Origin of the sequence: Solibacillus sp. NPDC093137 (assembly GCF_050280445.1) — a bacterium.
In the GTDB taxonomy this organism is placed as follows: domain Bacteria; phylum Bacillota; class Bacilli; order Bacillales_A; family Planococcaceae; genus Solibacillus; species Solibacillus isronensis_B.
On sequence record NZ_JBNNVH010000001.1, the window covers coordinates 620,725 to 645,429 of the forward strand.

The following is a 24,705-nucleotide window of genomic DNA, read 5'->3' on the forward strand; positions in this document are numbered from 1 at the left end:
GTTTCTATTGTTTGTTTAGGTAAGGTTTTTATCTATGTATTTATTTAAGGAATAAGTATTTAATATTTATCTGTTTCAAAAAAAGGTTCAATACCTATTTCTTTTAATAAGTATTTCATAGGGCTATTTTTACCTGCTAAATGTTTTTTAGGAATTAATATTTCTTGTCTTACTCGATTAATAGTAGTGGAGTTGATTTCAGGAAACCAATCTTCATAACTAATCCCTCTATCTTGTTCAATTTTAATTAAACAGTCTACTATTTCTTCAAACATATAAGGAAATTCTTTTTCTATCTGCTCGTGATGCTCTAAAAGGGCTTGAAGATAATCTTCAAAGTAATAAAACTGACTTTTATTTAGAGGGTAACGCTGATTTATATTTTCCTCCCACTCCTTTACGGGCATAAAAACCTGACAAAATTTTGTTTCCCAAGTTCCCAGCATACAAGTAAAGGCGGTAATCGAATATTTTCTAGTTTCAAAATCTTCGTCTGCAAAATATTTATAAAACTCTTCCTCATACTCGCCATAACAACCGCTAGTATGATAATAGCCTATTTCAAAACCTTTCAAGCCACGTTTCGCTTGCTCGATAATATGATTTGCCACAATTACTTCCTCCTCAAGATGTCTTTTCTAAATGTTCACTCATTATATATTACTTGATAAAATTTCCCAACGCGATAGTACATAACCTGTATTTTAAAAAAAGGAAGATTAACTCGAATGATTTAGGGAAAGTTAAAAAAGATGAACAAAAAATATAAATTAGACTTTATAACTGGCAGGTTAGGAAGGTCTATCAAGGAGGTTCATATGTCATGGGGAAAACAGAGCGAACAGTTTCAGAATTAATGCTCGATCAATTGTATATGTTCGGTGTACGACGGATATATGGGGTAGTAGGTGATGCGACATTCGGACTCATCGATGCACTGGCAAAGCAGGATAAAATTAAGTACATTGCTGTCAAACATGAGTCGACAGCTGCGTTTATGGCGTCAGCAGAAGCTAAACTCACTGGTGGCCTTGGTGTTTGTACCGCAACAATGGGACCTGGTGCAGCAAATCTTATAAATGGACTTGGTGATGCGCATGCAGACAGGGCGCCTGTACTTGCAATCACTGGTCAGGCCGAAAGTAGTAAAATTGGTACGGAATATCCGCAATATATTGACCAGCAGGAGCTTGTGAAGCCTTTTGCTGCATATTCTGCAAATCTGGCACACCCAGATGCGACGATTGAAGTTCTGCAAAAAGCAGCACGGACATCTCTCGGACAGAGGGTTGTTACTCATATCTCGATACCAAAGGATATTTTAATGATGCCTGCTAAAGGGGAACCGCGTCGATTACCTGACGTAATAGAAGGTACTTCAAGCTTTACTAATGAAAGTCTGAAACACGCAGCAGACATTATGAGAACGGCCAAGCGACCGATGATTCTGGCTGGTTTAGGTGCCACTTCTGTCTCAACAGATTTGGGAAAACTGGCGGATTTATGGGGAGCCGGGATTCTTACAAGTTTAGGCGGAAAAGGTTTGTTTGATGAGTCTTCTCCACTTGTTTTACAAGGGATTGGTGAAGGCGGGAATCCTTATGCTGCTGATGTATTTAAACAGGCAGATGTAGTACTTCTTGCGGGCACGACTTGGTGGCCGGAAGGGTTTGTGCCAACGGATGCTCGAATTATTCAGATTGACCGCCAATTTGATAAGTTTGTAAAAGAAATTCCTACAGAACTTGGAATTATGGGAAAAACCGAAGAAGTTATTCCAATATTAACGGAGAGTCTGCAAGAATTCACCCGCTCTGAGGATTGGGTAGTCCATTTACAGCAAGCAAAAGAAAAATGGGCAGCGCAAAATGAGGAAGAGGGCAATACTCAAGGTTATCCTGTTCATCCTTCCCGAATTATCCGCGCCATCGACCGAACAGTAGCGCCGGATGCTATTCTCGCACTGGATACGGGGGATAATACGGTATGGACGAATCGTAACTTCAAACAAAAAGATCAATCTGTATTATTTTCCGGTTACTGGCGGACAATGGGCTTCGGTCTTCCAGCAGCGATGGCCGCCAAGCTCATCAAGCCAGAAAAACAAGTAGTTGCGATTGTAGGCGACGGAGGTCTTCAAATGGTGCTTGCAGATCTATTGACAGCAACCCGCTATGAACTGGATATTACAGTCGTTGTCTTAAATAATGAAAGTCTGCAAATGGAAAGGGATAAGCTGAAAGTTGCGAAAAAGGAAGAAGTAGGAGTGGATTTAACGAACCCTGATTTTGTGAAATTGGCAGAAGCTTGCGGTTGGAAAGGATTACGACCTGCTTCAGATACCGAGCTGGAGTCCATAATGGAAGGAGCACTTAATACGAAAGGACCTACACTGGTGGATATCAGCACAGCCCAAGTATTTTTCCCGGAAACACAATAAAAATGAGCACAATGGATTTAATCGAAGAATAAAATCCGTACCTGTTTAAAGTAAATCATACAGGGTATTTAAAAAATGTAACAATTTTTGTGAAGGAAAATCTTTTAAGCAGTTATAAACTTTTTAGGATTTATCCTTGCAATTAATGTACTAACTATATAGGAGATGATTTTTGATGGGAAACCCAAATTTAAAAGATCCACGAAAAAAATTTCATACGGAGAAATTCCCGGATCAAGAACAGAGTACTCCAGCGCTACAAAATGAAATGAGTCCAAAACCTGATTGTGGAGAAAAATCATATAAAGGGCATAGTCGTCTGGAAGGGCGAAATGCATTAATTACCGGTGGCGATTCCGGAATTGGTCGTGCTGCCGCGATTGCCTATGCACGTGAAGGCGCAAATGTCGCAATTCAGTTCTTCCCTGGTGAAGAAGAAGATGCAAATGAAGTAAAAGCATTAATTGAAGAAGCCGGAACAAAAGCATTGTTGCTGCCGTTTGACTTGCGTGAAGATGGCGCGGCGACAGAAATGGTAAAAAAAGCTGTGGAAGCATTTGGCGGATTGGATACACTCGTCCTGAATGCAGGGCAGCAGATTGCACAGACAACACTAAGTGATTTAACAATCAAACAAGTTGAAGATACATTCAAAGTAAATATTATCAGCATGTTCGAAGCCGTTAAAGCAGCAGAAGAGCATTTGGAACCAGGAAGTGCGATTATTACGACGACATCGGTTCAATCGTACAATCCATCCACATTTTTAATGGACTATGCTTCTACAAAAGGTGCAATTAGCAACTTTACAGTAAACCTTTCTGCGTACTTTGCTTCTAAAGGTGTACGTGTGAACGGAGTTGCGCCTGGCCCGATCTGGACACCGCTGCAGTTGGATAATGGACAACCGGACGGCAAAATCCCTGAATTTGGCCAAAATGCACCACTTGGTCGTGCAGGACAGCCGGTAGAGCTTGCCCCAGTATATGTCCTTCTAGCATCCGATGAAGGAAGCTACATTACCGGACAGATTTACGGGGTAACAGGCGGGGAGCCGATTGACTTGTAAACTTAAGAATCATCCGAAAAATTTCGTTTGAATAAAGTGAACTATCTTAATAAGAACAGCAATCTCCTGATCATATGGGAGGTTGCTGTTTTATTCATTACATAATAACAAGTTCGGAATTTCATGTGAAAGCATAGTTAATTGTCTAAAGGATTCGAGCGCATAACCTTTGTAAACCACACGGCATATCCAAGATAAATGATTGTCACAATAGCCAAAAAGAAATGAAAGTGCTCAGCCAACTGCCGCAATAGGGCAAAAAAGACGACAACGCAATGCATCAGATTTCCTAGGACGACCGGTTTATTATAGATGCCGCCCATCAGAGCAGAACGTGTAAACCAGTTCAACATTGCGAACCCTAAATATAATCCTCCGATAATCTGCAGAAGAATTAGAGTAATGGGTGTGGGGGTAATTCCTAATATTATTGAAATTTCTTCGGGTATAAAAGTTCCTGCCAACCCCAACAAACCCATCATCCCTGCACTACTACTTAAAAGCCATTTTGTTTTCAGTATGTTTCCCCTTTTCATCTAATCTGGAATTTTCTAAACGAACCTAGAATATAAAAAAATTTTTAGGAGTCAAAATTTTTAGACGTTTAAGTAATTTATTGTATTCGTTGAAACAACACTTTTTACCATAAAGTAAGAAACGGCTTCAATAAATTTTAACCATAAACAGAGTAATATTATCTTAAAGTAGAATGACTATATCGTTGTTGTTTGATGTTTTTGTAGAAGTACGATACACCTCCTTTATTTTGATGGAAGTTTTTTCTTTTGCGACTTACGGAATAACATTGGTCGTTGCTATTATTCTCTATCACTGCGGAAGGGAACGCTTCAATCGCTCCTACAAATGCGCTGTTCCTCGCAGAATATTGATGAACTTCAAAATATTGTTGAAGAATTGGATTCCACTGCTGAATTCCGAAGAACTTTAGTGGTTCAAGAATACTATAGAAGCTTGGAATTAACGGAAGAACTTCAAAGCGCTGTAGAAGCTTAACAAAAGAATTTCCGGGAAATTTCGTTTGAACAAAGGTTTAATATCTTTATAAGAACAGCAATCTCTTGATCATATGGGAGGTTGCTATTTTTATCTTATTTGGATAAGTGTTTTAAATGAAAATTAAAATTTCCTTAACAATTGTTGGAAAATAATACTTATAATAAAAATGCATGTTACAAATCAAATTTTACACCATACATACAGCTTTATACGTGTTAGCGCAAAATACAAAATCCGTAAAAAAAGCGGTGCTATACTACAAATCAAGAGGGAGGATTTATGAAAATTCATTTACATATTGAGCAGCAACTTTCGGAAATCGAAGTTCATGTGCATGCGCCGGAATACGATGAGCAAGTGGCGCAGCTGATGAAAAAGCTCAATCAAGCAACGAAAAATGATACAATCGCGGGCTACATTGATGGGGATATTCATTTGATTAAAATGCAGGATGTTTACAGTATATACAGCGAGCAAGGGAAAGTTTATATCCAAACAGAAGAGCAGGAACTGGAAGTGAAACAAAAGCTGTATGAGCTTGAGGCACGTTTTTCAACACAGCTGCTACGTGTCAATAAAGCGACACTTGTACATTTTGATAAGATTGCTTCCATTCAGTCGAAGGTGCTAGGAAATCCGCAGCTTACGCTAGAAAATGGCGTTACAATTCCAGTCAGCCGCACTTATTTCAAAGCGTTAAAAGAGGCGTTTGGATTAGGGGGGAACGGCAAATGAAAAATTTAATACAAAGCATTTTGATAAGTTTATGTTCGTCCTATTTCATCATCATGCTCATCTCATTAAAGTCTCCAAAAGATTACTGGATGAGTGAAACGATTGTACATCAGTTTTTCTATGCAGTCATTTTAGGAATTGTCATTGCAGTAGCAAATCAACTGTATAAATTGGATTGGTCAATGTTCGTTGTACTTTTAATTCATTATGCAATAACTGTAACCGCAGTTTTTATCATAGGGTATTATGGCAGCTGGTTTGAACTTGATAACGGGAAATCCATCTTTTTATTATACGCTCGCGCTTCGGTTATTTATCTCATCGTTTGGCTGTATTATTATACCGGTGAAAAGCGTACAATTCGAAAAATGAACAGTCAACTTCAACATCGAGGTGAGTAACATGCAAGTATTGATAGATGTCCAACAGTTAACAAAGCGGTACGGAGAATTAGAAGCCGTAAAAGGAATCAGCTTTTCAGTGCAAAAGGGTGCGCTATTTGCTTTTCTTGGGAGTAACGGTGCAGGTAAATCTACGACAATTGAAATGTTATGTACGCTTTTGGAGAAAACGAGCGGAAAGGTTTCAATCGATGGGCATGCACTTGGTACACTGAAAGGCAATGAGGCGATTCGCCGAACAATTGGTATTGTATTTCAGGAAAGTGTTTTAGATCATCAATTGACGGTGAAGGAAAATATTCTGCATCGCGGTCGTTTTTATCGTTTACCGAAGCCAATATTACAGGAAAATTATAATTTTGTGCAGCTGTATTTACAGCTTGCAGATATCGAGCATAAAAAATACGGTTCGCTTTCAGGCGGGCAGCGTCGTCGGGCAGATATTGCGCGGGCAATAATTCATAAGCCCAAGCTGTTATTTTTAGATGAGCCGACGACCGGACTCGATCCATTTACACGTCAATTTGTTTGGGCAACTATTGAGCGGTTGCGCAAGGAAATAGGCATGACCATATTTTTGACAACACATTATATGGAAGAGGCAGCCCATGCAGATGATATTGTCATCATGAAAAATGGTGAAATTATTGCACAGGGATCTCCGAATGAGTTAAAAGCGCTGTATGCGAAGGACTATTTGCAATTTGTATTAAAGCAGACTGTTGCAATTGATGAAGTATCAGCCATTTTACCTGGTGCGCCTGAAAAGCAGCAAGACGGGTGGAAGGTGGAAGTGGCTTCTACAATTTCTACGATTCCGGTTTTAGCACAACTCGAGCCATATATTGCATCATTTGAAGTAATTAAAGGATCGCTTGACCAAGTATTTATCGAAACAAATGAAGCGGGGGAGGAAAACTAATATGCTGACGAGCTTAATCGTTCGCAATAATAAAATCTTCTTTCGAGACAGAATGCTCGTCTTTTTCTCGGTGCTGTCTGTATTGATTTCAATCGGGTTATTTATTGTCTTTTTACAGAAACTGCAAATAGATGCAATTAGTCAGGTAATTAAAATGACGCCAGCAGTTGAAATATTTGTAAGTCAATGGATGATTGCTGGGATTTTAACAATGACAGCCATGACATCTACACTAGCAGTATTTGCTATATTCGTAAGTGATCAGGAATCAAAGCGTACAGCTGATTTTCTTGTTACCTCCGCATCCCGGTTTTCAATTCAGCTAAGCTATGTCATTAGCTCAGTCATGATCGGGTTCATTATGACGACTATCGCTTTTATTGTATGTGAAATATATTTATTGACGCTCGGTGCAGAGCTGCCGAGTGTATGGAAGCTCATACAACTAATCGGTGTGATTATGCTTGGCGTGTTGCTGAGTGCAATGATTAATTTAGTGATTGTACTTTTGGCGAAATCAGCAAAAGCATTTTCAACGTTAAATTCCCTGGTTGGTACACTAATTGGCTTCTTATGCGCAGTCTATGTTCCGATGGGGGTACTACCGAAAGCAATTCAAACGGTCATTCAATTATTTCCTGTCAGTCACGTCGCTGTATTATTACGTCAGCTTTTGATGGAAGATTCTTTGCGAACGGTGTTTGGAAACGCGGAAGAGGCAATGGATTCCTATATGTTAACTTACGGAGTTGTTTACGAAATAGGTGGCAGTATTTTAGGGACGCAATCAAGTGTGTTGTATATTTGCAGTTCGATTGTTGGTATAGCCATTTTTGCAGCTGTTCTATTCCGCCTAAAGCATAAGTGAGTTCTTGAAATAGGAACTAGTTAATTTAACGGTTCCACATGACGTATGAAAGTTGGAATAAAACGAATCTGAGGTAAAAGAGGACTCGCCAATACTATGGCGAGTTTTGTTGGTTACACTTACGTATGGTTGATAGAGATAATGATAGTATTGTAGGAGAATAAAAATCTAGAATTCTTAAGCAAAATCAGATTCTATACGAGAAAGAAAAATAGAATAAGATTTCAATAAAAATACATGAAGGAAAGGCAGCTTATTGTGGAATGATGGTTGCTTCTTTTTATGAGCAAAGATAACAATTGAATCATACATTTACCTAACTTAATTAGGCGTTAACAGTACATAAGAAAAAAGAGCTATCCTAATAAAAGGATACCTCTTTTTTATGGTTACATCATTAAAATTAAAGTTTTACGATGTTTGTAGCTTGTGGGCCACGTTGACCGTCTTCGATTCCGAATTCAACTTTTTGACCTTCGTCTAAAGATTTGAAACCGTCACCTTGGATTGCTGAGAAGTGAGCGAATACGTCGTTTCCGCCTTCAACTTCGATAAAGCCAAAACCTTTTTCTGCGTTAAACCATTTTACTGTACCTTGTGTCATTTAAATGACCTCCATTTAATTAAATTTAATAAGATCACAATTCTTCATAAAGAAAAAAATTCACATATTACAAAAAGTACTAAATAAAACACGAATACATTTTGTAATAGGTGAATTTATTGTTGTTTGAACCATCTTATTAAATATAGTATATAACAAAAAATTACATTTGTCCAATCCTGCAAAAACATTAAATACGGTGAATCATGTTTCTTGATTTTTCTTATGAGCAATTTCTAAAAATCCAGTAACATTTTGCTAATGAAAGAGGTTCAATCCCAGCTTTATTAAAAAAGGTTTTACATTTGAGTACGTTCGTCGTGGATTGAAGCATATACGCTAACCAAGCCTTTCATATTTCGTGTAAATTCGTTTACCCAAAGATATATTCAATTTAACTAATTTAATCAAAAAAATGCTTTATTCAATTAGGTACTTAATTCCATGAAGTATCTGTTATATATTTACAAATTAAATCTTTAGTGTATAATTACACTAAATGATGCAAAATTACTCTATTAAGTCATTTTGAGAGTGTTTCAGTCAGACAATCTTTTGGAGATGATTAAACCATTATTCATCATAAAAAAGGAGGAGAGTTACTATGAAAAATAAACTCTTAATAATTTTAATAGGAACATATTTTTTGGCCTTTTCAATAAATTTTATGCCTGCCTTAAAACATCCAGATATAAATATGGGTATTTTCAATATTAGTGTGACTATATTGTTTATGTCATTTTTACTAATGTACTCTAAAAAAGATAGTAAGTTTTTAAAGATTTTCTCTGTATTCGGTGTAATATCAGGGGTAATTGTATTTGTAATCTCAACCTTTAAATCCGCTATGATTGGTAATGGTATTTTAGATGTTATAGTTTCAATACAGTATCCTTTTTACCTAATCTTTACTACACCCTTATTTGGAGGCAATCTACTATTCAATTTTGATTACGGGTCATATTCACTATTGTTATCATTGTTCTATGCAATTGTTTTCGGAATAACAAATTATTTTAATAAGAATGTTACAGTATCCGCATAAAAAATATATTAACGTATGTCCCTCTTTATTCAACAATCGGGCGCGATTCCTCAATAAGAAGATCGCGTTTTTCTGTTATAAAAAAAGCTGCTTTAGTAAAGTTTCATTGACTTGAATAAAAACTCATTTAAACAATGTTCCAATAAAAAACGGTAAAAGCTGCTATAACAAAGTTTACCGATTTTTCTATTAACTCCAAACTTGCATTTGAGAACATTTATAAGGTTTATTTTGTAGGATTTATAAACTAAGGTTTTTTTTAGAAATCAATAGAATCCGCTATCTGAACGAGTATTTCAGGAGTTACTACATCAGAGATATTTTTATCAACACCAAACGCATATTGCCAATGAACTGTTTCAAAGACTAAAAAATTAACAGGAAATCTTTGATTTTCAATATAGATTGCATCATTTCCATTTTTTAGTTTAAAGACTTTAGATTTATACTTTTCAAATGAAATTTTGTGTTGAAGAGGTCGTACATCAATTTTAAAGTGATTATCAAGAGAATGTTCACTTATAAATTTAACTTCAAGGGTATCATTTACTTCGCCTTCTAGATCATTAAACCTGCCAAGGTAATGCGTAAAGCTAATTGGTGGTACTCTAAGTGGCAATATAAGTTCTTGATTAAAATGTTGTTCAAAATCGTCTACTGCAACATCTACCGATTTGTACCCTATTTCAAGAAGTATTTCCTCAAAAGGTGGAGGAGTATCGTTTGTATTCCCAGAAACATGTCCATCATCATTTATTCCCAAAATTAAGAAACCTAATAAATATAAGAAAAGAGGGAAAACTTTTTTCAACTTCATCACCCTAAATTTTATTTAGTTTTATTTTGTCCAGTTTAGATATAACAATTCTTATTTAAGTAAAACGCTGCTGTAATATTCTCTAACATACATCAAACATCGTTTGGTCACCATTTGTCATAAAGACATAAAAATTTATTGGGAAACATTTATTTGTTAAATTTACTACACTCGGATTAATTTTGAGAAAAGGGCATGAAAAAGAAAGGAAAATAAGTACGAAAAGCAATCGCTTATTCCACAACGTGCGCTTTTCTTGAATAAGAACGTGATTTATTCAATTATAGGGCCAGATTGTGAAGCAACATTTTTTCTTGGGGGAGTCCTAGAGAAGATGCAGATTTATATTGATGAAAGAATGGCTATCCAAGTTTTTATGCAAATTAAAGATCATGGACCAACCAGTATAAAATCTGCTTTAGTAAAGTTTCATTGACTTGAATAAATGCTCATTTAAACAATGTTCCAATAAAAAACCGGTAAACGTTGCTACAACAACGTTTACCGGTTTTTTTGTTGACCCCAAAATTTCATTTGGGAACGTTATTTCTTAGAATACGTATAATGCATGCAAATTTGAATTAGTTCTTTCCGTCATCTTTTAAACTACTAAATCCACAAATAAATAAAAAAAATACGCCTATGCATGTAACGAGTGAAAATTGAATACGTGTGTCGAATAGTTGAAACAAAAACGTGAATACGGGTATAAAGCTAAGTGACATCATGACTAAAAAAGTGTTTGTATATTGAATGCCTCTTTGTAATAAATAATTGGGAATGAGAACACCGCCTACTGTGACAATTAGAATCCAAATGATATTATCTATGAAGTAGGGTATTATTAAATCATATGTAAAAATAAATGAAATCAAAATAATCGCGATGTATCGCTTAGATAAAATCATGGAACTTGACCACCCTCTATTACTTAACTCTTTCGAATATTCCGAACAAAAAACAGCTCCTATCCCACAAAGAATACTAGCAATAATCCCTATAAACATTTCAGATGAAATTTGAGAAGAAATTCCCGATTCACCGCTTATGACTGCCCAAATCAAAATTAAGCACGCTGCTAATGTTCCAATCGATATAACCCATTTTTTTATTGAGATTATTTTTCGTTGAAGCATCATTAAAATCAAGATAAATAATGGAGCTATCCCCATTTCTAATGAGCTAACTATTGCTGGCTCAACATACTTTAATGCAAAATAGAAGCCCATAAATGTTATAGCAGAAGCTATATTTAATTTTAATAATGGCTTTTTGTCTTCTGTCCAATTGATCTTTGTTTTTTGTTTAAATGCAAATGTTTGAAAATAAAGAGCTGTAATAAAGAAACTTATTCCAGTAAATATAAAAGGGTGTACGGATTGAACTTGATTTGCATAAAAGACTTGGCTAACAGATGTTAATATTGCCGAGCCGAGCAAGGCGTAAATACCCATCTTGTAAATAGATTTATCAAATTTTAATTCCATAGATTTCCCCTCCTAAAAAATAAAAAACTCCGTCTCAAAAAAGAGACGAAGTTCAATTCGCGGTACCACTCTAATTAGTTAATGTTTAAATTAACCCACTTAAGCTATAACGGTAGCTGCCGTTTATCCCTACTTAATTTCAGCATAAATCCTCCTGGACGAGTTCGGGAATTTACTGACTGTTTTCCACCAACCAACAGCTCTCTAAACAATAATTATTCCTTACTACTTCCAATCAACGTTTATTTTATAATTATCCAGATATTACACTTATTGTTTGTTATTGTAAAGACCTGTTTTAATTTCCCAAAGCGGTTTTTGGGCACATTTCGAAATGGTTGTTACACTATAGCCTTCCGTTCCTTCAATAAACCTATCTTGTAAAAAACCACTTTCCGTTATCGTTTTTGGAAAGTGGTTTTTTCATGAAGCAAATCTAATGTATCTTTAGCATCTGCTATGGCATCTAGTAATGATTTACCTAATTGATCCGTAACTGACACGATATCTTCTTCATCCGTTGGTGTATTTAAAATTGCGATAATATCAGGGCTAGGTTGTTGAATTCGTCTGAGTAAACGTAAAATAGCATTAATAGAATAATGAGCACTTCTTAAACTGCGAATAACTCGTAGCTGCTCAAGTTCCCTTTCACCATATACTCGTTTACCATTGTGCAATCTAGGAACTGTAATGAGTCCGTTACGTTCCCAATTTCGTACAGCTTCAGGTGTGATATCTAGAAGTAGTGCAACTTCTTTTCGCGAGTAAGTACAAGAACTAACAGTAGAATCTTCCTTCAGCCATTTCTCAACAACTTTTGTAGCAGATAGAGCATGATTATATTCGTGTTCTAAATTAGTAAGATAGTATATCGTTAGTTGTTCAGCCTTACTAAAATCTTCTTTACCACAAGCATATACAATTTCGCGCGCCTTTTTTCGAATATCTCCTTGTACAATTTCACACCGAAAGAGGGTTCGTGCGACTTTTAACTGAAACAAGTGGGTATTTGAATAGATACGGTAGCCATTTGCCTGTCTTGGAACAGGGGAAATAAAGCCCCATTCCTCATATATGCGTACCGTGTTGGGGTGTAACCCAACAAGTGCTGCAATTTCTTTTGTTTTGTACACCCCACACACCTACTTCCATTTGAAGAATTTTATTGCTCCCCCTAATCCAATTACAATACATAAAATTAAAATCAAAATATGGAAAAGACCATCTGTTAGTAACGCTCCAGTGCTTGTCTGTTTTAATAAATGAATACCATGAGAAAGCGGTAAAATATTCATTATCCATTGGAATATTCGAGGCATAGCTTCGTACGGAATAGTTGCCCCTGAAAACAGTAACATTGTAAAGTAAGCAACTGAGCTCCAAACATTTGCTGACTTTTGATCAGGTACTATACTTCCAATAAAAATACCGATGCTATACATCGCTAAAATGACAAAAATATAAGTCAGAAGGAATAGTGTCCACGATCCCTTTAGTTCATAATCAAATAATAGATGGTAAACAAGTGTAACACCAATAAATGATACAAGTGCTGAAGAAAGTTGAATCAATCCCTGTGCAAATAAAATTTGGAGAGGGGATACTGGTGTCACTTGGAATCGCTTTAAAATTCCTCGGTGACGGTAATCTGCAATGGTTAGTGGTACTCCCATAACACCTGTCGCTAGTACACCTATCGTAATGACAGCCGCGTACGATAATTCAAAGTTAGAAGCACCAATTGAGCCGTCCTTGCTCAGTAAATAACCGAATACTGTGGCTAAAATTATAGGGAAGCAAATACCGAAAATAAGAATATCGATACCCTTCCAAACGAGTTTACCCTCGATTTTTAAAAGTGTTAAAAATGTAGTCATATCCAATCCTCCTCGCCAGAGAAATGTAAATACGCATCCTCTAATGTGGATTTCTCACTTACTTGGATTGCCTCCTGGATTGTACCTTGAAAGACTGTTTCTCCATTTTTTAAAATCAAGATTTTATCACATAATATCTCAACCTCATCCATGTAATGTGATGTTAGGACAATTGCCAAACCTTTTTCTTTCATCGCTAAAAGCTGCTTCCAAAGCATGCGTCTAGCCCTTGTATCTAACCCTGTTGTGAGTTCGTCTAAAAAAACAAGCTTAGGGTTTGAAATTAGAGCTAATAACACTGCTAAACGTTGACGTTCTCCGCCTGAAAGAGATTTTACAAGCTGAGTTTCCTTACCAGCTAGACCAAATGCTTGTAACAGTAATGGTACATCAGCAGTTTGTTTATAAAGTGACCCCCACTGCTCGAATGCCTCACGTACGATTAATTTATCTTGAAAATTTGTTTCCTGAAACTGTACCCCTACCTCTTGAAAGACCTCCTTACGTTGAACGATTGGTGATTTCCCAAGCATTGTGAGTTCTTTGAAATTACTCTTTTCAATCCCAAGTACTGCCGCAATAGTAGATGATTTCCCTGCACCATTTGCTCCAAGTAAGCCAAATACCTCACCGGGTTCAACGCTAAAACTAACGTTATTAACAGCTATTTTAGCACCGTATGTGACTGATAAGTTTTTGACATTTAATATCATATTAGTGCCTCCTTTATTAGATTCGGAATTTACTATATCAAAGGGAAGTGAGGGTGGTGTATTATTGGAGGGTTGTATAAAGGTGAAATTTGAACAGCAATAAAAAGTTCAAGTCAAAAGGGCGTGATTCTTTAATAAGAAACGCGTCTTATTTATTTTAATGACCAGATTATGAACATACATTCTTTTGTGGAAAATTTCCAAAGGAGGTTTAAACAATCATTCTATTTCCCCTTATTGCTGCATAGTTGTAATTCTCTGCTTACCAAACATCCCCAAAACTACGCTTATTTTATTAAAATAACAATGACCTCCATATTAATAATTAGGAAAACAGGGTATATGTTAGGTGTAATACTAGGAGGAGTAATAATGAAACTTGAATTTTTAAAAATTGAAAATATCGTAGAAACCGAAAAAAACATAATCATTTACATACCAGCAGGGGGCATCCAGTTTCAATTTAAAAATAAGATCATATCTTTAAAGGATCCGTTACGAATTGCTATGACACATCGGGGCAGCTTCCTCAATGTTGTTCGTTACATCGATTTCGTAGTTTACGATGACCTATCAATATATACGACAGGTGAGATTAAGCGAGAAAGCTTATTTGGTATTGTATCAAATGATGAAGTGCTATTAGCCATTCATAAAGCGCTGGAAAAAGAACGTACGGATGTTCCGTTTTTTAAATCATTGGATTTTAAAGCAATGTCTAACCGTGAATTTGGTGATACGTATGAGCAGTCGAGTTAAATTGGAGATTTAAATACTGCGTAATCCAAGTAGAAAGACCATGCATTAATATATAATTAATTAGGAGGCTAGTTAGCTAACTAATTTATATTGGAAGAAGGTTTTTTATGAAAATTGATACCCCAAAAATCCCACTAAATTTAACTGTAGCGAACTTTAGTGATATTTTTTTAGAAGAAGACCCAACGCTTGAAAAGTGTATTATAAATGACTCCGAGTTCACAAATGAAGCTGTACATAGAGTACGACTCTATAATACAGTGATAAAGAACTGCAACTTTACTAATACAGATTTCAGTAATATTGATATTATGGATACCCGTTTTGAAAATTGTGATTTGTCGAATGTTAATTTGAAACACTCTTCCATCCATAGAGTTGAATTTATTAACAGTAAATTGCTTGGTAGTAACTTCACTGAATCTCGTGTTGGCAACGTAAAATTTGAAAACTCAATATTAAATTTGGCTATATTCGGCGATTCAAAATTTGAAAAAGTTATTTTTAAAGATGTTTCTTTACAAAATACAGATTTCTTCAACTGTAAACTAAAGAAAGTTGATTTCGAATCATGTAATCTTAATGAAGCAAATTTTGAACAAACCTCTCTTAAAGAAATAGATATAAGTTCATCTACTTTTGAGTCACTTACGGTATCAGTAAAGGATTTAGTTGGTTGTAAAGTATCAAGGTACCAGGCTATTCAGTTTGCATCACTATTGGGATTGATAATAAAAGATTAGGATTTAATATTTCTATTCAATAGGGGACTTGGACTTTTATTTCTAACTTTAACAATTACACATAAGCGTGATCCATTCACGCTTTTTTCGTGTTTTCTTATTCAATGTTATGGTCGTATATAATTGAATAAAGCGCTTTTCTTATTTAAGAAAAGCGCACGATTGTTGAATAACGAATGCTCTTAGTATTATGTGTCTAATCATACTCCCAAACGTTGCTTCGAGAATGTTCAGTATTAATTCGTAATAATAATGAGTTGATAACAGTCTAATTAGACTATATAATTAGGAATCTAATTAGACTGTTTAGTAAAGGATTGAAAATAAATGATAAAATCTTTTTTAATGTTAGGACAATCAAATATGGCAGGTCGCGGATTTTTGGATGAGGTAGAACCTATCTATAATGAAAAAATAAAAATGCTTCGCAATGGTCAATGGCAAATGATGACAGAGCCCGTTAATTATGATCGTCCTGTTGCTGGTGTAAGCCTGGCAGCATCTTTTGCAGAGGCATGGTCGAAAGCTAATCCGGATGAAGAAGTTGGTTTGATTCCTTGTGCGGAAGGCGGCAGTTCCTTGAACGATTGGCATCCAGAAGGTACTCTTTTTCAACATGCTTTGTCTGAAGCACGATTTGCTCTTGAAACGAGTGAAATCTGTGGCATACTGTGGCATCAAGGTGAAAGTGACAGTAATAATGGGCAACATGATACTTACTACGATAAATTAAGTTTTATTATGACGACATTAAGAGATGAATTGAATCTTGAAAATATTCCATTAATTATTGGTGAACTCGGTGACTTTTTAGGCAAAACAGGCTTTGGAAAATATTCGCCTGAGTACAAGCTAGTTAATGAACAATTACGCCGTTATGCAGAAAACCTGCCAAATAGTTATTTTGTTACAGCAGAAGGTTTAACTGCTAATCCAGATGGTATCCATTTGAATGCCGTTTCCCAGCAGAAATTCGGTTATCGCTACTTCGAGGCATTTTCGAAAAAGCGTCATATCTTGGAGCCACTTTCAGATGAAAATCAATCACTAAATATAAACAGTACCTATTCAAAATCTGAACAAATTTATATTCATAGTATGAATTTAGCTCTAGGTAAAATCACATACGCTGAATTTGAAGCGCAAATGGCAAAGGTGATGCAACCTTGATTCCGTTACTTATCCTTGGTTTACTTATTCAAAACCCTGGCGCTCATGGATACGAACTTTTAAGTTTAATGGAAAAAAGACATTATAAATATATTGTGAACTTTACGAAAGGTTCATTTTATTACAATTTGCAACAGCTTGTAGAAAAAGGGTTCATTGAACAAACACATCAAATCAATCCAAACAATGGTCGTGAAATTCAAACCTTTAAAATCACGTCTTTAGGAAGAGAAGAATTTGAAAAATTAATGAATAAATATGGGACGAAATCGGAGTATGTAAACTTACAATTCTATGGGGCTTTACTTTTTGCAGATGAATACGATAAAAATAAATTATTAGAACTAATTCAATCGCAAATTAATCAAACTGAAGCGAGAATTGCTTTACTCGATGACTACCTCGCTTACTCGGAAGAATTACCTCATAAAATTGATTATTTTCGTCGCATGAACGAAAATTCTCGTTCCCACCATTTAGTAAACTTAAATTGGTTTAAAGAATTGAAGGCAAATCTAGAAGAAGATATTGAATAAAAACTAACCATACTAATATCAGAAAATAAAAATGGCCGCTGCAAGTTTGAGAATCCACTAAAAAGGCACGAATGTTGTTAAATCAACATTTGTGCCTTTTCGCTTGGACTGTAGATTATACAGTTTCTATACATATGGCATAAACAGTTGAAGTAGCAGCGTTTATACACTTATAGCTTATTTATAAATTATTAGACAAAGTACAATTGTAATTAATAGGAGGCAGAAATTATATTCAAGTTGTTCAACAATAGGGCACTATCCTGAAATTAAAGGATGTCCCTTTTTGGCGTTTTAGGTCATATTGTGAAATAACATTCTTTTATAAAAGAATAAAAATTTGGTAACTTTATGAAGGGGTATCAGTGTTAGGTAGAGAATTAACATTAAAAGTCAGGGAGGTATTTATATTGAAAAATAGAATCCTTTTAATCTTTGCAGTAATTTTATCATTAGCAATTACAGGCTGTAATGATGAGGAATCCATTGAGAAAAATGAAAAAGTAATTAATCACAATTGGAATGAAAGTTCACTTTTTGAATCAGGCGGTTACACAATGATTGGAGAAGAGGGACGATTAGGTTTTATTTATGATGATAGCGAAGTTGTTAGGTTTTATCCTGATAAAGTGCAAAAGTACATGTGGCATTTTTGGGGGGGAGAACAAGAGTTAGAAGGAGAACTGAAAATTGTAGCCACGCATGAAAATGAAGATGAAGAAATCTATGTGACTGGTGGAGCACTAGGTGCTGCTAATAATGGGGCAGACAAACACGCCCCATCTAACATGTCATTACCTAAAAGCGGAATATGGAAGTTAGATACTTATATAGGTGGAAGTCTGTTTGGAAGTGTATATGTAAAAGTTCATGAGAAATAATTTATATTTTTAATTTTGTTTGAAACAAAATGATATTACTTATTTGAGAATTACAAGATAGTCCTGTTAAATTATACAGTTTTGTTGCGGGAAATGAGGAAGATTTAGCAGATGATGAATTTGTAGGGGATTTAGAAAGCGATCCATTAAGTCTCAAAGAATTATTGCAGTAGAAGATTAAATACAATTCAATAAGAACAATGATTTTGTAGATCTATAATAGGTAAGAGCTATCCACATAAGTTTATAGGATAGCTCTTACAATTAATCAATATTGTAAAAATTAAGAGGGTAAATGCCTTTTTAAGCGACTCTTAAAGCTAACTGAGCTAATAATTGGATAGCTGCTTGAACTACTACATCAATTTGAACTTCGGTTTGTCTTACAGTGATTGCATCAGAGTCAATAATAGTAACGTTTTGTGTTTCGGTTTGAGTAACTTCTAAATTTTGAGCTATTCTTTGAAGATTGCTTATATCAGCATTTTCATTGGAGCCTAAAACTACAACAGCAGCTTCGATAGCAGCTTGTAGGGCAGCTTGAACTACCACAAGACCTTGTACTTCCGTTTGAGTTACGTCAACAGTATGAGAATTTTGAATTAATAACCCTTGATTTTGAGTTTGAATTACTTCTAGATTGTCTTCAGTATTTTGGTTTCCAGTAACCGGCATAAATAATCATCTCCTTTCGAGTTTATTTTGTATTACGTCACTAGATTATGCTTTAGTTGAAAAAGACTGTGGACGAATATCTTAGGTAACTCTGAATTATTGAATGGTGTTTAGCCTATTAGCTAAATAAATAGCTACGTGAAATAATCTAGGCACTTATTTTATTAGAAGAGTGTTTATATAGGTTTAAGATTAAGAGCTATTAAAAGGAGACAAATTAAATAATATTCTTTAGAGGAAATGTTAACAAAAGGCGGTTTAAGGGATTTTTTTGTATACCGCGAAATATTGTATTGAAGTAAAAATATAACTCCTATGTAAATATATGTATATAATGAAAATCATACTATGAGAGTCACATGAAGGAGTTACTTAAATGAAAATAATACAATTAACACCTCAATTATTAAATGAAAATAAACATAACAGTCATATTTTTTTAAATAATATGATTCATCCCACGATCAATTCAAATAGTTGGATGAATCAATGGCAAGATATTGTATCACGTTTTCAACTCTTTAAATTTTTAGACTTGCCAATAGAGGATATACTTACTCACAGTTGGAATGAGGAATTTATTGAACAGGTTGTTAATGAAACCGTCCAACTTGTTAGACAGCATATTGAACTCGATGATAATTTACAAATCACAATTGTACCTGCACTTCCTTTTCCTTGGTTTTCGAATATAGATCAATCGATTTGGACGAATGGATTTACGAATAGTAGTCAGAGCATTTGGATAGCTATTCCTGCTGATCCGGACATCTTATTCTTACGCTATTTACTGGCACACGAACTACATCATGCAGCACCGCAAAATCCCATTTATAAGTTAACACTAGATCAATTCCCACTAAAAGATTGGTACAAAATGGAGGGGACAGCTGAATATTTTAGCTTGCAACTATTCGAAGATAAACGCTGGTGGAAAGAAAGTTTTACTTTAGAAGTAGAAGAACATTATATTGCGGAAGCAAAAAGATTTTTAAATACAAATGATGATTCAATTAAAGGACCACTTTGCTTCGGAAGCATAAAACAACAAATTCCTTATATGGCTGGTTATTCGTTTGCCTACAATGCTGTAATGGATTATATAAAACGTTATCCAATTGAAAATTTAAATCAACTATTTGAAATAGATTCGGAAGAACTTGTTATGACATATAAGTTACATAGCACAAAAAATCAAATTAGATTGCACTAACTCTTCAACAATCGGGCACTTTCATTGAATAGGGAAGGGCTCTTTTTACATTTTTGGCCTTGTGATATATAAAGCATCCCACCAATCGATGCAGCGGGAACAAAATAAAATTAAAAAAGTCTTTAATAAAAGGAATTATTTAACTTCTCCTTATTAATAAAAAAAGGGGTGTATGGTATGACTGCTAATTCAACAATAAAAGGGGCAAGGCGAAAAAAGATAGTAAAGATTGCACTAATTATCAGCTTTTTATTTATGGGGTTTATTGGATATGGAGTTTATTGGGCATTTTTCGATATGAAAAGGTTGCCAACTGGTGAATATCTTACGGAAGAAACCTCTCCTGATGGTACGTATACTTTAAAAGCCTATGTATCGAGTCCAAGCTTAAGTGCGGATGCTGTACGAGGTGAATTAGTATTTAATGAGTCCAAAGGTAAAAAAAATATCTATTGGAATTATCGAGAATCAACAGCCAAAATTGAATGGCTGGATAATAAAACAGTTGTAATTAATGGACATACTCTTGAAGTTCCTAATGGAAAATTCGATTTTCGTAACGAGAAATAGTAGAAAAAGACAAAGTAGCGTTAATTAATAAGGGTCGCGTCACTTTTCATTAAACACCATTTGTACTAATTCCGGTCAATCGGTTGTTTTCGTTATCTGTATAAAATGCTTCAGAACCAATAGTCTAAAGAAAAGACACGAAACGTTGATATATCAACATTTGTGTCTTTCTGATGTATTCCCTAACTTTCTTTTTGGAACTTTTATTAAACTTATAATAGCCGCAGATTAAAGTATTCATTTTACCTCTTTGAGGAAACCCCAATAAAAGTACCGACCCATACACCTGCAAAAATAGTAATGGCGAAATAAGCCAAAAGGATCCCATCCCAACCACCAACTATATCCTTGCTAAAAATAATTAATCCAATACAAATTAGACTTAATAATGTGGCGGTTAAAAATAAAACTTTTCTTGAAACCTTACGGGATATAATAAACATCCCAATTGCAAACACAATTCCGCAAAGTAATATAGGTGTCCATCCCTCTAACATCAAAGCATTCATTTAATTACCTCCTGTTATGTTTTCCGTAACCTGGGGAAATTGCTAGAATTATTTATTATTTATATTACCAACTACCCTAAACTATATAGCAGTAACATTCACTTTACCATCTAGCAAACGCCTATAACCGTAAATGCAACTCCTGCCTTCTTATAAAGGGAGTGTTCCGAAAAACATGATTGTTGATTAAACAAAATTGTATGAAAGCGTCTTTTATACTTAACGGCGCTTTCGGTGTTTTTAAAAAAATGGTAAAATTTTCTTTAAAATTATTAATTAAAAATCCGAATTAATCAATTGTATGAAAAAGAATTAAAATGATTATTACTTCAGTTCTTTTTGCGTATGTAAACTATCGATGAAAGAAAAGTATTTAGTGCAGTAATTCTTTATAGAGGAAAGGTTGAATATTATATTTTTGATTGTTTGGCACTGAATGGTATAGCTGATGAAGGAATTTGGTTTTTCTTCAGCATCGATTCGAAGATTGGCGTACGGAAAGAACGTCTCACATCGTATTATTCACCCGAAGATATTAATATTCGGGCGTTTGCGGTGAAGGGTGAAACGATTGTTGCGTACTCAGGCAGAGGGGAACATACACTCCTTGGGTTACAACGTGATGGTGATGAATATAAGACTGTCCGTAAAATCGAACTGATGAAGCCGAATGGTAAGTCCATTGAACCACAATTAGTGAATAACCGTGAGAGTAAGTTGCTGTTTTTGGACGGGAATGAGCTGTATATCTATGAAGTTAAATCTAGTGCAACAGAATGATTCAATAAGGTTTAACTTTAATGGTAAACGTCCTAATTCGCTATCGAAATATTATTTATCGAAAAAATCACTAAAGGATAGGTGATACTATGAAGTTATTCTTTTGGCAATTAGACAACAAGGAAAAGTTTATTCGTGCTTTATGGATGGGTTTATTAGGACTAATATTTTTTTATGCTGTTGTTTGGTACAATTCTGCTGACTTTACAAATCCGATATTTTTTACAGTTCTATATATTGCTGATTTAGGTCTTCGTTATAAGAAAATGAAACGAAGTAAAGTTATATAATTCTTAATCCAATAACGAGCCCAAATAAATGTTTGGGTCATCGGGCGCTTTCCTATTATAAGGAAGGGGTCTTTTTTTTGATTGTGCATTCTGTAATCTCATCACATAATCAGCAGCTAGTACTACTTCTATTGTTGTATTGAGAGGTTCATACATTGTAATCAATTTGTAACAAACGTAATAGTAAGGTGAAATTTTATAATTCTAAAAATCTGTCAATATTTATTCGGTGGCAGTATACTTTTTTTCTGGATGATTTTGTGAAATTAATAGTTTCTAAACCTTTGATTTTACGGAGTTTAGTTATAGATTGTTACTCTTACCAGTATATGGACCCTTTATTACGCATTTTGTACTGTAACATAGGTTTTGTAGAAGAGGAGGAATTCAAAAATGAATAAAAAATGGTTAGCAACATCATTATGTGCAGCAACATTATTTGCAACATCTATTACTGCAGCTGATGCAGCAAGTTTAAATACAGAGGAAAAGAAAGGTGCAGATACTCAACACATCCAAATTATTAAAGGCGATAATTATCAAGGGGTGGCTTTAAAAATAATAGAGCAAATTTCATCACCAAATGGTGAATTCGGGATTAATTTATCGAAAGATCTAATCAATAAAGCTTTTAAAAATCTAGATGCTAATAAAATAATTAAAGAGGGCAAAGTAGTGCATGCAGAAAAGGCTACTACTAATAAAGAAACTCAAAAAGAATCTACTAATAAAACAGTAAAAAAAGAGGAAAAAGCACCTCAAGCACCAGCAAAAGAAGAAACTACACCGGTAACAAATAACAATCATGCAAAAGCACCTGAAGCACCAGCAAAAGAAGAAGCTACACCAGTAACAAATAACAATAATGCAAAAGCACCTGAAGCACCAGCAAAAGAAACAACTGCACCAGAAACAAATAATAATACAAATGCACAGGCTACACCTGTGACAAATAACAACAATACACAAGCACCATCAAACTCAAATAATCAACAAGTAGAAGCACCAGCAAAAACAACGACTAATAATGTTAGTCAATCAGTCTCTAAATTTGAGAAACAAGTTGTAGACTTAACAAATGCAGAACGTACAAAAGCAGGCTTAAAACCGCTTGAAATACATTCTCCATTAATGGCTGTAGCTCATGCAAAATCAGCAGATATGGCGAAAAATAATTACTTTTCACATACAAGCCCAACTTTTGGAAGCCCGTTTGATCAAATTAAATCTGCAGGAATTTCATATCGCTCTGCAGGTGAAAATATTGCACAAGGTCAAAGAACACCACAACAAGTGGTACAAGCATGGATGGATTCACCAGGACACCGTCAAAACATTATGAATGCCAACTTCACACATATTGGTGTAGGTTTTGTTGAAGATGGTTACTATTGGACACAACAATTTATTCAACTATAAAAATATAACATCATTGTTAGGCTACTTAGCGACCAACTTTTATTGGCGTTAAGTAGCCTAACTTTTTTTTACTCAAAAAATTAAAAGTTAGTTTTATGGGAATGTCTTTTATTAAAAAATAAAGTAATTAAAATTGCAACGATTAAGACAGGTATTGCGTAAATTTGTCCAATTAGCAATTTCCATCCTATCGCATTATATCCATCTGAAGCAGGTAGCATAACTGCAATTATACAAACTATTGAATAAGCTAATAATGGAATAATTGTTTTGATCATTAATTTAATTACCGCCTTTCAATACAATTATTATAACCTAACAAACGCGGCTAGATAACAACCTCATACAGGACTGTATGAAAAGTACTTTTTGTACAGCCCCTTACTTATGAAGATTTTAAAATCCACTACTTTATTTGGTAGCTAAGTGGAGCCATTCTCCAACCATAAAACTGCATACCTTCTTTTACTCATAAAAATCATTTCATTTCCCACCTTTCATTGTTTTAAATTTAATTAATAATGACGTTGACGAACGTAATCTTCTACTTTCCTTCGGTTCTCTTCAAAGATTTTTTTTACTTTTTCTTCATGAATTGCTTTCTCACGAGAGATTTCACGCTCACGTTTTGTAATAGCTATTGAAAGGGTAAAAAAGTTTAATATCATGGATTATCACCTCCTTAAAATGGCCCCTAAAATGGAAAAAACCGCAGAGAGACTCCCCCTGCGGTAAAAAAGGCACAAAAATACCGCAGGGGCACACTTCTCCCTGCGGTATGGGCATACTTAATTAATAAAAAAATTTAAGCAATCCATTCCAGTCTGGTCGAATGTGCGATTTTCGCTTTAGCTGTAACTACTACTGACATTAATTTATTGATAACGATCATTTTCTTCGACCTCCTTAGAATTTTTTGATTACTGAGTTAGTATACCCACATCCATTTAAATTGTAAACAACTATTTTACAAATTTTTAAAAAAGTGTAAATATATTGAATATACTTCAGCTTTATTTCCTTGTGAGTGACCTAATTTTTCGCAAGAGAAATGGACGACTTAAAGCATAATTATGATTATCATTAATGTATGAATTTTAAGGGCATTAGTTGAAAAGGTCTTCAACAACAATCGGGGCAACTCTGCGGCAACGAATTGTAC

Annotated in this window: 28 protein-coding genes and 1 other annotated feature; of the genes, 16 read left to right on the forward strand and 12 right to left on the reverse strand. The window is 34.8% G+C overall.

The features are described 5' to 3' along the window. Window positions 1-59: 59 nt before the first annotated feature. Window positions 60-611: a hypothetical protein gene (locus ACQKN3_RS03155; protein WP_251687272.1), complete on the reverse strand. Its 552-nt coding sequence runs from the start codon at window positions 609-611 to the stop codon at window positions 60-62. Between the two features lie 212 nt (window positions 612-823). Here ACQKN3_RS03155 and ACQKN3_RS03160 point away from each other — a divergent pair, with 212 nt between their 5' ends. Together ACQKN3_RS03160 and ACQKN3_RS03165 are read left to right on the forward strand one after the other, a co-directional pair. Further along, entirely contained in the window at window positions 824-2,440 is a 1,617-nt protein-coding gene (locus ACQKN3_RS03160) for a thiamine pyrophosphate-binding protein (RefSeq protein WP_427709311.1), read from the forward strand. Between the two features lie 175 nt (window positions 2,441-2,615). Continuing rightward, window positions 2,616-3,509 (forward strand): SDR family oxidoreductase, encoded by an 894-nt coding sequence (locus ACQKN3_RS03165; RefSeq protein ID WP_427709313.1) that lies wholly within the window; start codon window positions 2,616-2,618, stop codon window positions 3,507-3,509. A 137-nt stretch (window positions 3,510-3,646) separates the two neighbouring features. Here the strand turns inward: ACQKN3_RS03165 and ACQKN3_RS03170 are convergent, their stop codons facing one another. After that, window positions 3,647-3,991 carry a multidrug DMT transporter permease gene (locus tag ACQKN3_RS03170; protein WP_427709315.1) on the reverse strand — a complete coding sequence of 115 codons (345 nt, stop codon included), beginning with the start codon at window positions 3,989-3,991 and terminating at the stop codon, window positions 3,647-3,649. An 814-nt stretch (window positions 3,992-4,805) separates the two neighbouring features. Between ACQKN3_RS03170 and ACQKN3_RS03175 the strand changes: the two genes are divergently transcribed. From ACQKN3_RS03175 to ACQKN3_RS03190, 4 genes are read left to right on the forward strand one after another with little or no spacing between them, the layout of a single operon-like run. Beyond that, on the forward strand, window positions 4,806-5,261 hold the full coding sequence (locus ACQKN3_RS03175; protein ID WP_251687282.1) for a LytTR family DNA-binding domain-containing protein: 456 nt from the start codon (window positions 4,806-4,808) through the stop codon (window positions 5,259-5,261). Next, complete coding sequence (locus ACQKN3_RS03180; RefSeq protein WP_251687284.1) at window positions 5,258-5,662, forward strand: DUF3021 domain-containing protein; 405 nt, start codon at window positions 5,258-5,260, stop codon at window positions 5,660-5,662. The genes ACQKN3_RS03175 and ACQKN3_RS03180 overlap by 4 nt, the downstream gene beginning before the upstream one ends. A 1-nt stretch (window position 5,663) precedes the next feature. Then, the gene (locus ACQKN3_RS03185; RefSeq protein ID WP_251687286.1) at window positions 5,664-6,584 is read left to right on the forward strand and encodes an ABC transporter ATP-binding protein; all 921 of its coding nucleotides are present in this window, start codon (window positions 5,664-5,666) and stop codon (window positions 6,582-6,584) included. Between the two features lies 1 nt (window position 6,585). Continuing rightward, entirely contained in the window at window positions 6,586-7,452 is an 867-nt protein-coding gene (locus tag ACQKN3_RS03190) for an ABC transporter permease (RefSeq protein ID WP_427709318.1), read from the forward strand. 403 nt (window positions 7,453-7,855) lie between these two features. Here the strand turns inward: ACQKN3_RS03190 and ACQKN3_RS03195 are convergent, their stop codons facing one another. Continuing rightward, the gene (locus tag ACQKN3_RS03195; protein WP_191703434.1) at window positions 7,856-8,056 is read right to left on the reverse strand and encodes a cold-shock protein; all 201 of its coding nucleotides are present in this window, start codon (window positions 8,054-8,056) and stop codon (window positions 7,856-7,858) included. Between the two features lie 604 nt (window positions 8,057-8,660). Between ACQKN3_RS03195 and ACQKN3_RS03200 the strand changes: the two genes are divergently transcribed. After that, window positions 8,661-9,101 carry a hypothetical protein gene (locus ACQKN3_RS03200; RefSeq protein ID WP_251687290.1) on the forward strand — a complete coding sequence of 147 codons (441 nt, stop codon included), beginning with the start codon at window positions 8,661-8,663 and terminating at the stop codon, window positions 9,099-9,101. Window positions 9,102-9,360: 259 nt separating this feature from the next. Here the strand turns inward: ACQKN3_RS03200 and ACQKN3_RS03205 are convergent, their stop codons facing one another. The 5 genes from ACQKN3_RS03205 to ACQKN3_RS03225 form a co-directional block, all read right to left on the reverse strand. Beyond that, window positions 9,361-9,918 (reverse strand): hypothetical protein, encoded by a 558-nt coding sequence (locus tag ACQKN3_RS03205; protein ID WP_251687292.1) that lies wholly within the window; start codon window positions 9,916-9,918, stop codon window positions 9,361-9,363. Window positions 9,919-10,499: 581 nt separating this feature from the next. Then, on the reverse strand, window positions 10,500-11,405 hold the full coding sequence (locus tag ACQKN3_RS03210) for an EamA family transporter (protein WP_427709321.1): 906 nt from the start codon (window positions 11,403-11,405) through the stop codon (window positions 10,500-10,502). Window positions 11,406-11,443: 38 nt separating this feature from the next. Then, window positions 11,444-11,653, reverse strand: a binding site (T-box leader). Between the two features lie 150 nt (window positions 11,654-11,803). Next, the gene (locus tag ACQKN3_RS03215; RefSeq protein WP_427709323.1) at window positions 11,804-12,541 is read right to left on the reverse strand and encodes a MerR family transcriptional regulator; all 738 of its coding nucleotides are present in this window, start codon (window positions 12,539-12,541) and stop codon (window positions 11,804-11,806) included. A 9-nt stretch (window positions 12,542-12,550) separates the two neighbouring features. Beyond that, the gene (locus ACQKN3_RS03220; RefSeq protein WP_427709325.1) at window positions 12,551-13,285 is read right to left on the reverse strand and encodes an ABC transporter permease; all 735 of its coding nucleotides are present in this window, start codon (window positions 13,283-13,285) and stop codon (window positions 12,551-12,553) included. After that, the gene (locus ACQKN3_RS03225; protein ID WP_427709327.1) at window positions 13,282-13,998 is read right to left on the reverse strand and encodes an ABC transporter ATP-binding protein; all 717 of its coding nucleotides are present in this window, start codon (window positions 13,996-13,998) and stop codon (window positions 13,282-13,284) included. The genes ACQKN3_RS03220 and ACQKN3_RS03225 overlap by 4 nt, the downstream gene beginning before the upstream one ends. A 372-nt stretch (window positions 13,999-14,370) precedes the next feature. Between ACQKN3_RS03225 and ACQKN3_RS03230 the strand changes: the two genes are divergently transcribed. From ACQKN3_RS03230 to ACQKN3_RS03250, 5 genes are all read left to right on the forward strand, one after another. After that, on the forward strand, window positions 14,371-14,757 hold the full coding sequence (locus ACQKN3_RS03230) for a molecular chaperone (RefSeq protein WP_251687302.1): 387 nt from the start codon (window positions 14,371-14,373) through the stop codon (window positions 14,755-14,757). Between the two features lie 107 nt (window positions 14,758-14,864). Beyond that, window positions 14,865-15,500 (forward strand): pentapeptide repeat-containing protein, encoded by a 636-nt coding sequence (locus ACQKN3_RS03235; protein WP_427709329.1) that lies wholly within the window; start codon window positions 14,865-14,867, stop codon window positions 15,498-15,500. 327 nt (window positions 15,501-15,827) lie between these two features. Next, window positions 15,828-16,670 carry a sialate O-acetylesterase gene (locus ACQKN3_RS03240; RefSeq protein WP_427709331.1) on the forward strand — a complete coding sequence of 281 codons (843 nt, stop codon included), beginning with the start codon at window positions 15,828-15,830 and terminating at the stop codon, window positions 16,668-16,670. Then, window positions 16,667-17,206 (forward strand): PadR family transcriptional regulator, encoded by a 540-nt coding sequence (locus tag ACQKN3_RS03245; protein ID WP_427709333.1) that lies wholly within the window; start codon window positions 16,667-16,669, stop codon window positions 17,204-17,206. The genes ACQKN3_RS03240 and ACQKN3_RS03245 overlap by 4 nt, the downstream gene beginning before the upstream one ends. Before the next feature lie 410 nt (window positions 17,207-17,616). Continuing rightward, window positions 17,617-18,087 (forward strand): hypothetical protein, encoded by a 471-nt coding sequence (locus ACQKN3_RS03250; RefSeq protein ID WP_427709335.1) that lies wholly within the window; start codon window positions 17,617-17,619, stop codon window positions 18,085-18,087. A gap of 303 nt (window positions 18,088-18,390) precedes the next feature. On the opposite strand, the gene ACQKN3_RS03255 is transcribed toward ACQKN3_RS03250, so the two are convergent. Next, window positions 18,391-18,762, reverse strand: coding sequence for a hypothetical protein (locus ACQKN3_RS03255; RefSeq protein WP_251687310.1), 372 nt, complete (start codon window positions 18,760-18,762; stop codon window positions 18,391-18,393). A 376-nt stretch (window positions 18,763-19,138) separates the two neighbouring features. Between ACQKN3_RS03255 and ACQKN3_RS03260 the strand changes: the two genes are divergently transcribed. Both ACQKN3_RS03260 and ACQKN3_RS03265 read left to right on the forward strand, forming a co-directional pair. Continuing rightward, on the forward strand, window positions 19,139-19,975 hold the full coding sequence (locus tag ACQKN3_RS03260) for a DUF2268 domain-containing putative Zn-dependent protease (protein ID WP_427709337.1): 837 nt from the start codon (window positions 19,139-19,141) through the stop codon (window positions 19,973-19,975). A gap of 177 nt (window positions 19,976-20,152) precedes the next feature. Continuing rightward, window positions 20,153-20,545, forward strand: a complete 393-nt coding sequence (locus ACQKN3_RS03265) for a DUF5412 domain-containing protein (protein WP_427709339.1) — start codon at window positions 20,153-20,155, stop codon at window positions 20,543-20,545. A gap of 242 nt (window positions 20,546-20,787) precedes the next feature. On the opposite strand, the gene ACQKN3_RS03270 is transcribed toward ACQKN3_RS03265, so the two are convergent. After that, window positions 20,788-21,054, reverse strand: a complete 267-nt coding sequence (locus ACQKN3_RS03270) for a YesK family protein (protein ID WP_427709341.1) — start codon at window positions 21,052-21,054, stop codon at window positions 20,788-20,790. Between the two features lie 426 nt (window positions 21,055-21,480). On the opposite strand from ACQKN3_RS03270, the gene ACQKN3_RS03275 reads away from it, so the two are divergent. Together ACQKN3_RS03275 and ACQKN3_RS03280 are read left to right on the forward strand one after the other, a co-directional pair. After that, entirely contained in the window at window positions 21,481-21,834 is a 354-nt protein-coding gene (locus ACQKN3_RS03275; protein ID WP_427709343.1) for a hypothetical protein, read from the forward strand. A 683-nt stretch (window positions 21,835-22,517) separates the two neighbouring features. Beyond that, window positions 22,518-23,543, forward strand: a complete 1,026-nt coding sequence (locus ACQKN3_RS03280) for a CAP domain-containing protein (RefSeq protein ID WP_427709345.1) — start codon at window positions 22,518-22,520, stop codon at window positions 23,541-23,543. Window positions 23,544-23,623: 80 nt separating this feature from the next. Here the strand turns inward: ACQKN3_RS03280 and ACQKN3_RS03285 are convergent, their stop codons facing one another. Continuing rightward, a complete protein-coding gene (locus tag ACQKN3_RS03285; protein WP_427711572.1) occupies window positions 23,624-23,818 on the reverse strand; it encodes a DUF4017 family protein in 195 nt (64 codons plus the stop codon). A 240-nt stretch (window positions 23,819-24,058) separates the two neighbouring features. Next, window positions 24,059-24,211, reverse strand: coding sequence for a YrzI family small protein (locus tag ACQKN3_RS03290; protein WP_427709347.1), 153 nt, complete (start codon window positions 24,209-24,211; stop codon window positions 24,059-24,061). Window positions 24,212-24,705 lie beyond the last annotated feature (494 nt).

What these genes read in the sequence shown, in the direction of transcription:
- ACQKN3_RS03210 (WP_427709321.1), bottom strand. Translation starts at nt 11,405, where the DNA reads ATGGAATTAAAATTTGATAAATCTATTTACAAGATGGGTATTTACGCC.
- ACQKN3_RS03280 (WP_427709345.1), top strand. Translation starts at nt 22,518, where the DNA reads ATGAATAAAAAATGGTTAGCAACATCATTATGTGCAGCAACATTATTT.
- ACQKN3_RS03225 (WP_427709327.1), bottom strand. Translation starts at nt 13,998, where the DNA reads ATGATATTAAATGTCAAAAACTTATCAGTCACATACGGTGCTAAAATA.
- ACQKN3_RS03165 (WP_427709313.1), top strand. Translation starts at nt 2,616, where the DNA reads ATGGGAAACCCAAATTTAAAAGATCCACGAAAAAAATTTCATACGGAG.
- ACQKN3_RS03220 (WP_427709325.1), bottom strand. Translation starts at nt 13,285, where the DNA reads ATGACTACATTTTTAACACTTTTAAAAATCGAGGGTAAACTCGTTTGG.
- ACQKN3_RS03200 (WP_251687290.1), top strand. Translation starts at nt 8,661, where the DNA reads ATGAAAAATAAACTCTTAATAATTTTAATAGGAACATATTTTTTGGCC.
- ACQKN3_RS03175 (WP_251687282.1), top strand. Translation starts at nt 4,806, where the DNA reads ATGAAAATTCATTTACATATTGAGCAGCAACTTTCGGAAATCGAAGTT.
- ACQKN3_RS03180 (WP_251687284.1), top strand. Translation starts at nt 5,258, where the DNA reads ATGAAAAATTTAATACAAAGCATTTTGATAAGTTTATGTTCGTCCTAT.
- ACQKN3_RS03195 (WP_191703434.1), bottom strand. Translation starts at nt 8,056, where the DNA reads ATGACACAAGGTACAGTAAAATGGTTTAACGCAGAAAAAGGTTTTGGC.
- ACQKN3_RS03270 (WP_427709341.1), bottom strand. Translation starts at nt 21,054, where the DNA reads ATGAATGCTTTGATGTTAGAGGGATGGACACCTATATTACTTTGCGGA.
- ACQKN3_RS03260 (WP_427709337.1), top strand. Translation starts at nt 19,139, where the DNA reads ATGAAAATAATACAATTAACACCTCAATTATTAAATGAAAATAAACAT.
- ACQKN3_RS03230 (WP_251687302.1), top strand. Translation starts at nt 14,371, where the DNA reads ATGAAACTTGAATTTTTAAAAATTGAAAATATCGTAGAAACCGAAAAA.
- ACQKN3_RS03290 (WP_427709347.1), bottom strand. Translation starts at nt 24,211, where the DNA reads ATGATATTAAACTTTTTTACCCTTTCAATAGCTATTACAAAACGTGAG.
- ACQKN3_RS03255 (WP_251687310.1), bottom strand. Translation starts at nt 18,762, where the DNA reads ATGCCGGTTACTGGAAACCAAAATACTGAAGACAATCTAGAAGTAATT.
- ACQKN3_RS03190 (WP_427709318.1), top strand. Translation starts at nt 6,586, where the DNA reads ATGCTGACGAGCTTAATCGTTCGCAATAATAAAATCTTCTTTCGAGAC.
- ACQKN3_RS03265 (WP_427709339.1), top strand. Translation starts at nt 20,153, where the DNA reads ATGACTGCTAATTCAACAATAAAAGGGGCAAGGCGAAAAAAGATAGTA.
- ACQKN3_RS03185 (WP_251687286.1), top strand. Translation starts at nt 5,664, where the DNA reads ATGCAAGTATTGATAGATGTCCAACAGTTAACAAAGCGGTACGGAGAA.
- ACQKN3_RS03160 (WP_427709311.1), top strand. Translation starts at nt 824, where the DNA reads ATGGGGAAAACAGAGCGAACAGTTTCAGAATTAATGCTCGATCAATTG.
- ACQKN3_RS03235 (WP_427709329.1), top strand. Translation starts at nt 14,865, where the DNA reads ATGAAAATTGATACCCCAAAAATCCCACTAAATTTAACTGTAGCGAAC.
- ACQKN3_RS03205 (WP_251687292.1), bottom strand. Translation starts at nt 9,918, where the DNA reads ATGAAGTTGAAAAAAGTTTTCCCTCTTTTCTTATATTTATTAGGTTTC.
- ACQKN3_RS03240 (WP_427709331.1), top strand. Translation starts at nt 15,828, where the DNA reads ATGATAAAATCTTTTTTAATGTTAGGACAATCAAATATGGCAGGTCGC.
- ACQKN3_RS03170 (WP_427709315.1), bottom strand. Translation starts at nt 3,991, where the DNA reads ATGATGGGTTTGTTGGGGTTGGCAGGAACTTTTATACCCGAAGAAATT.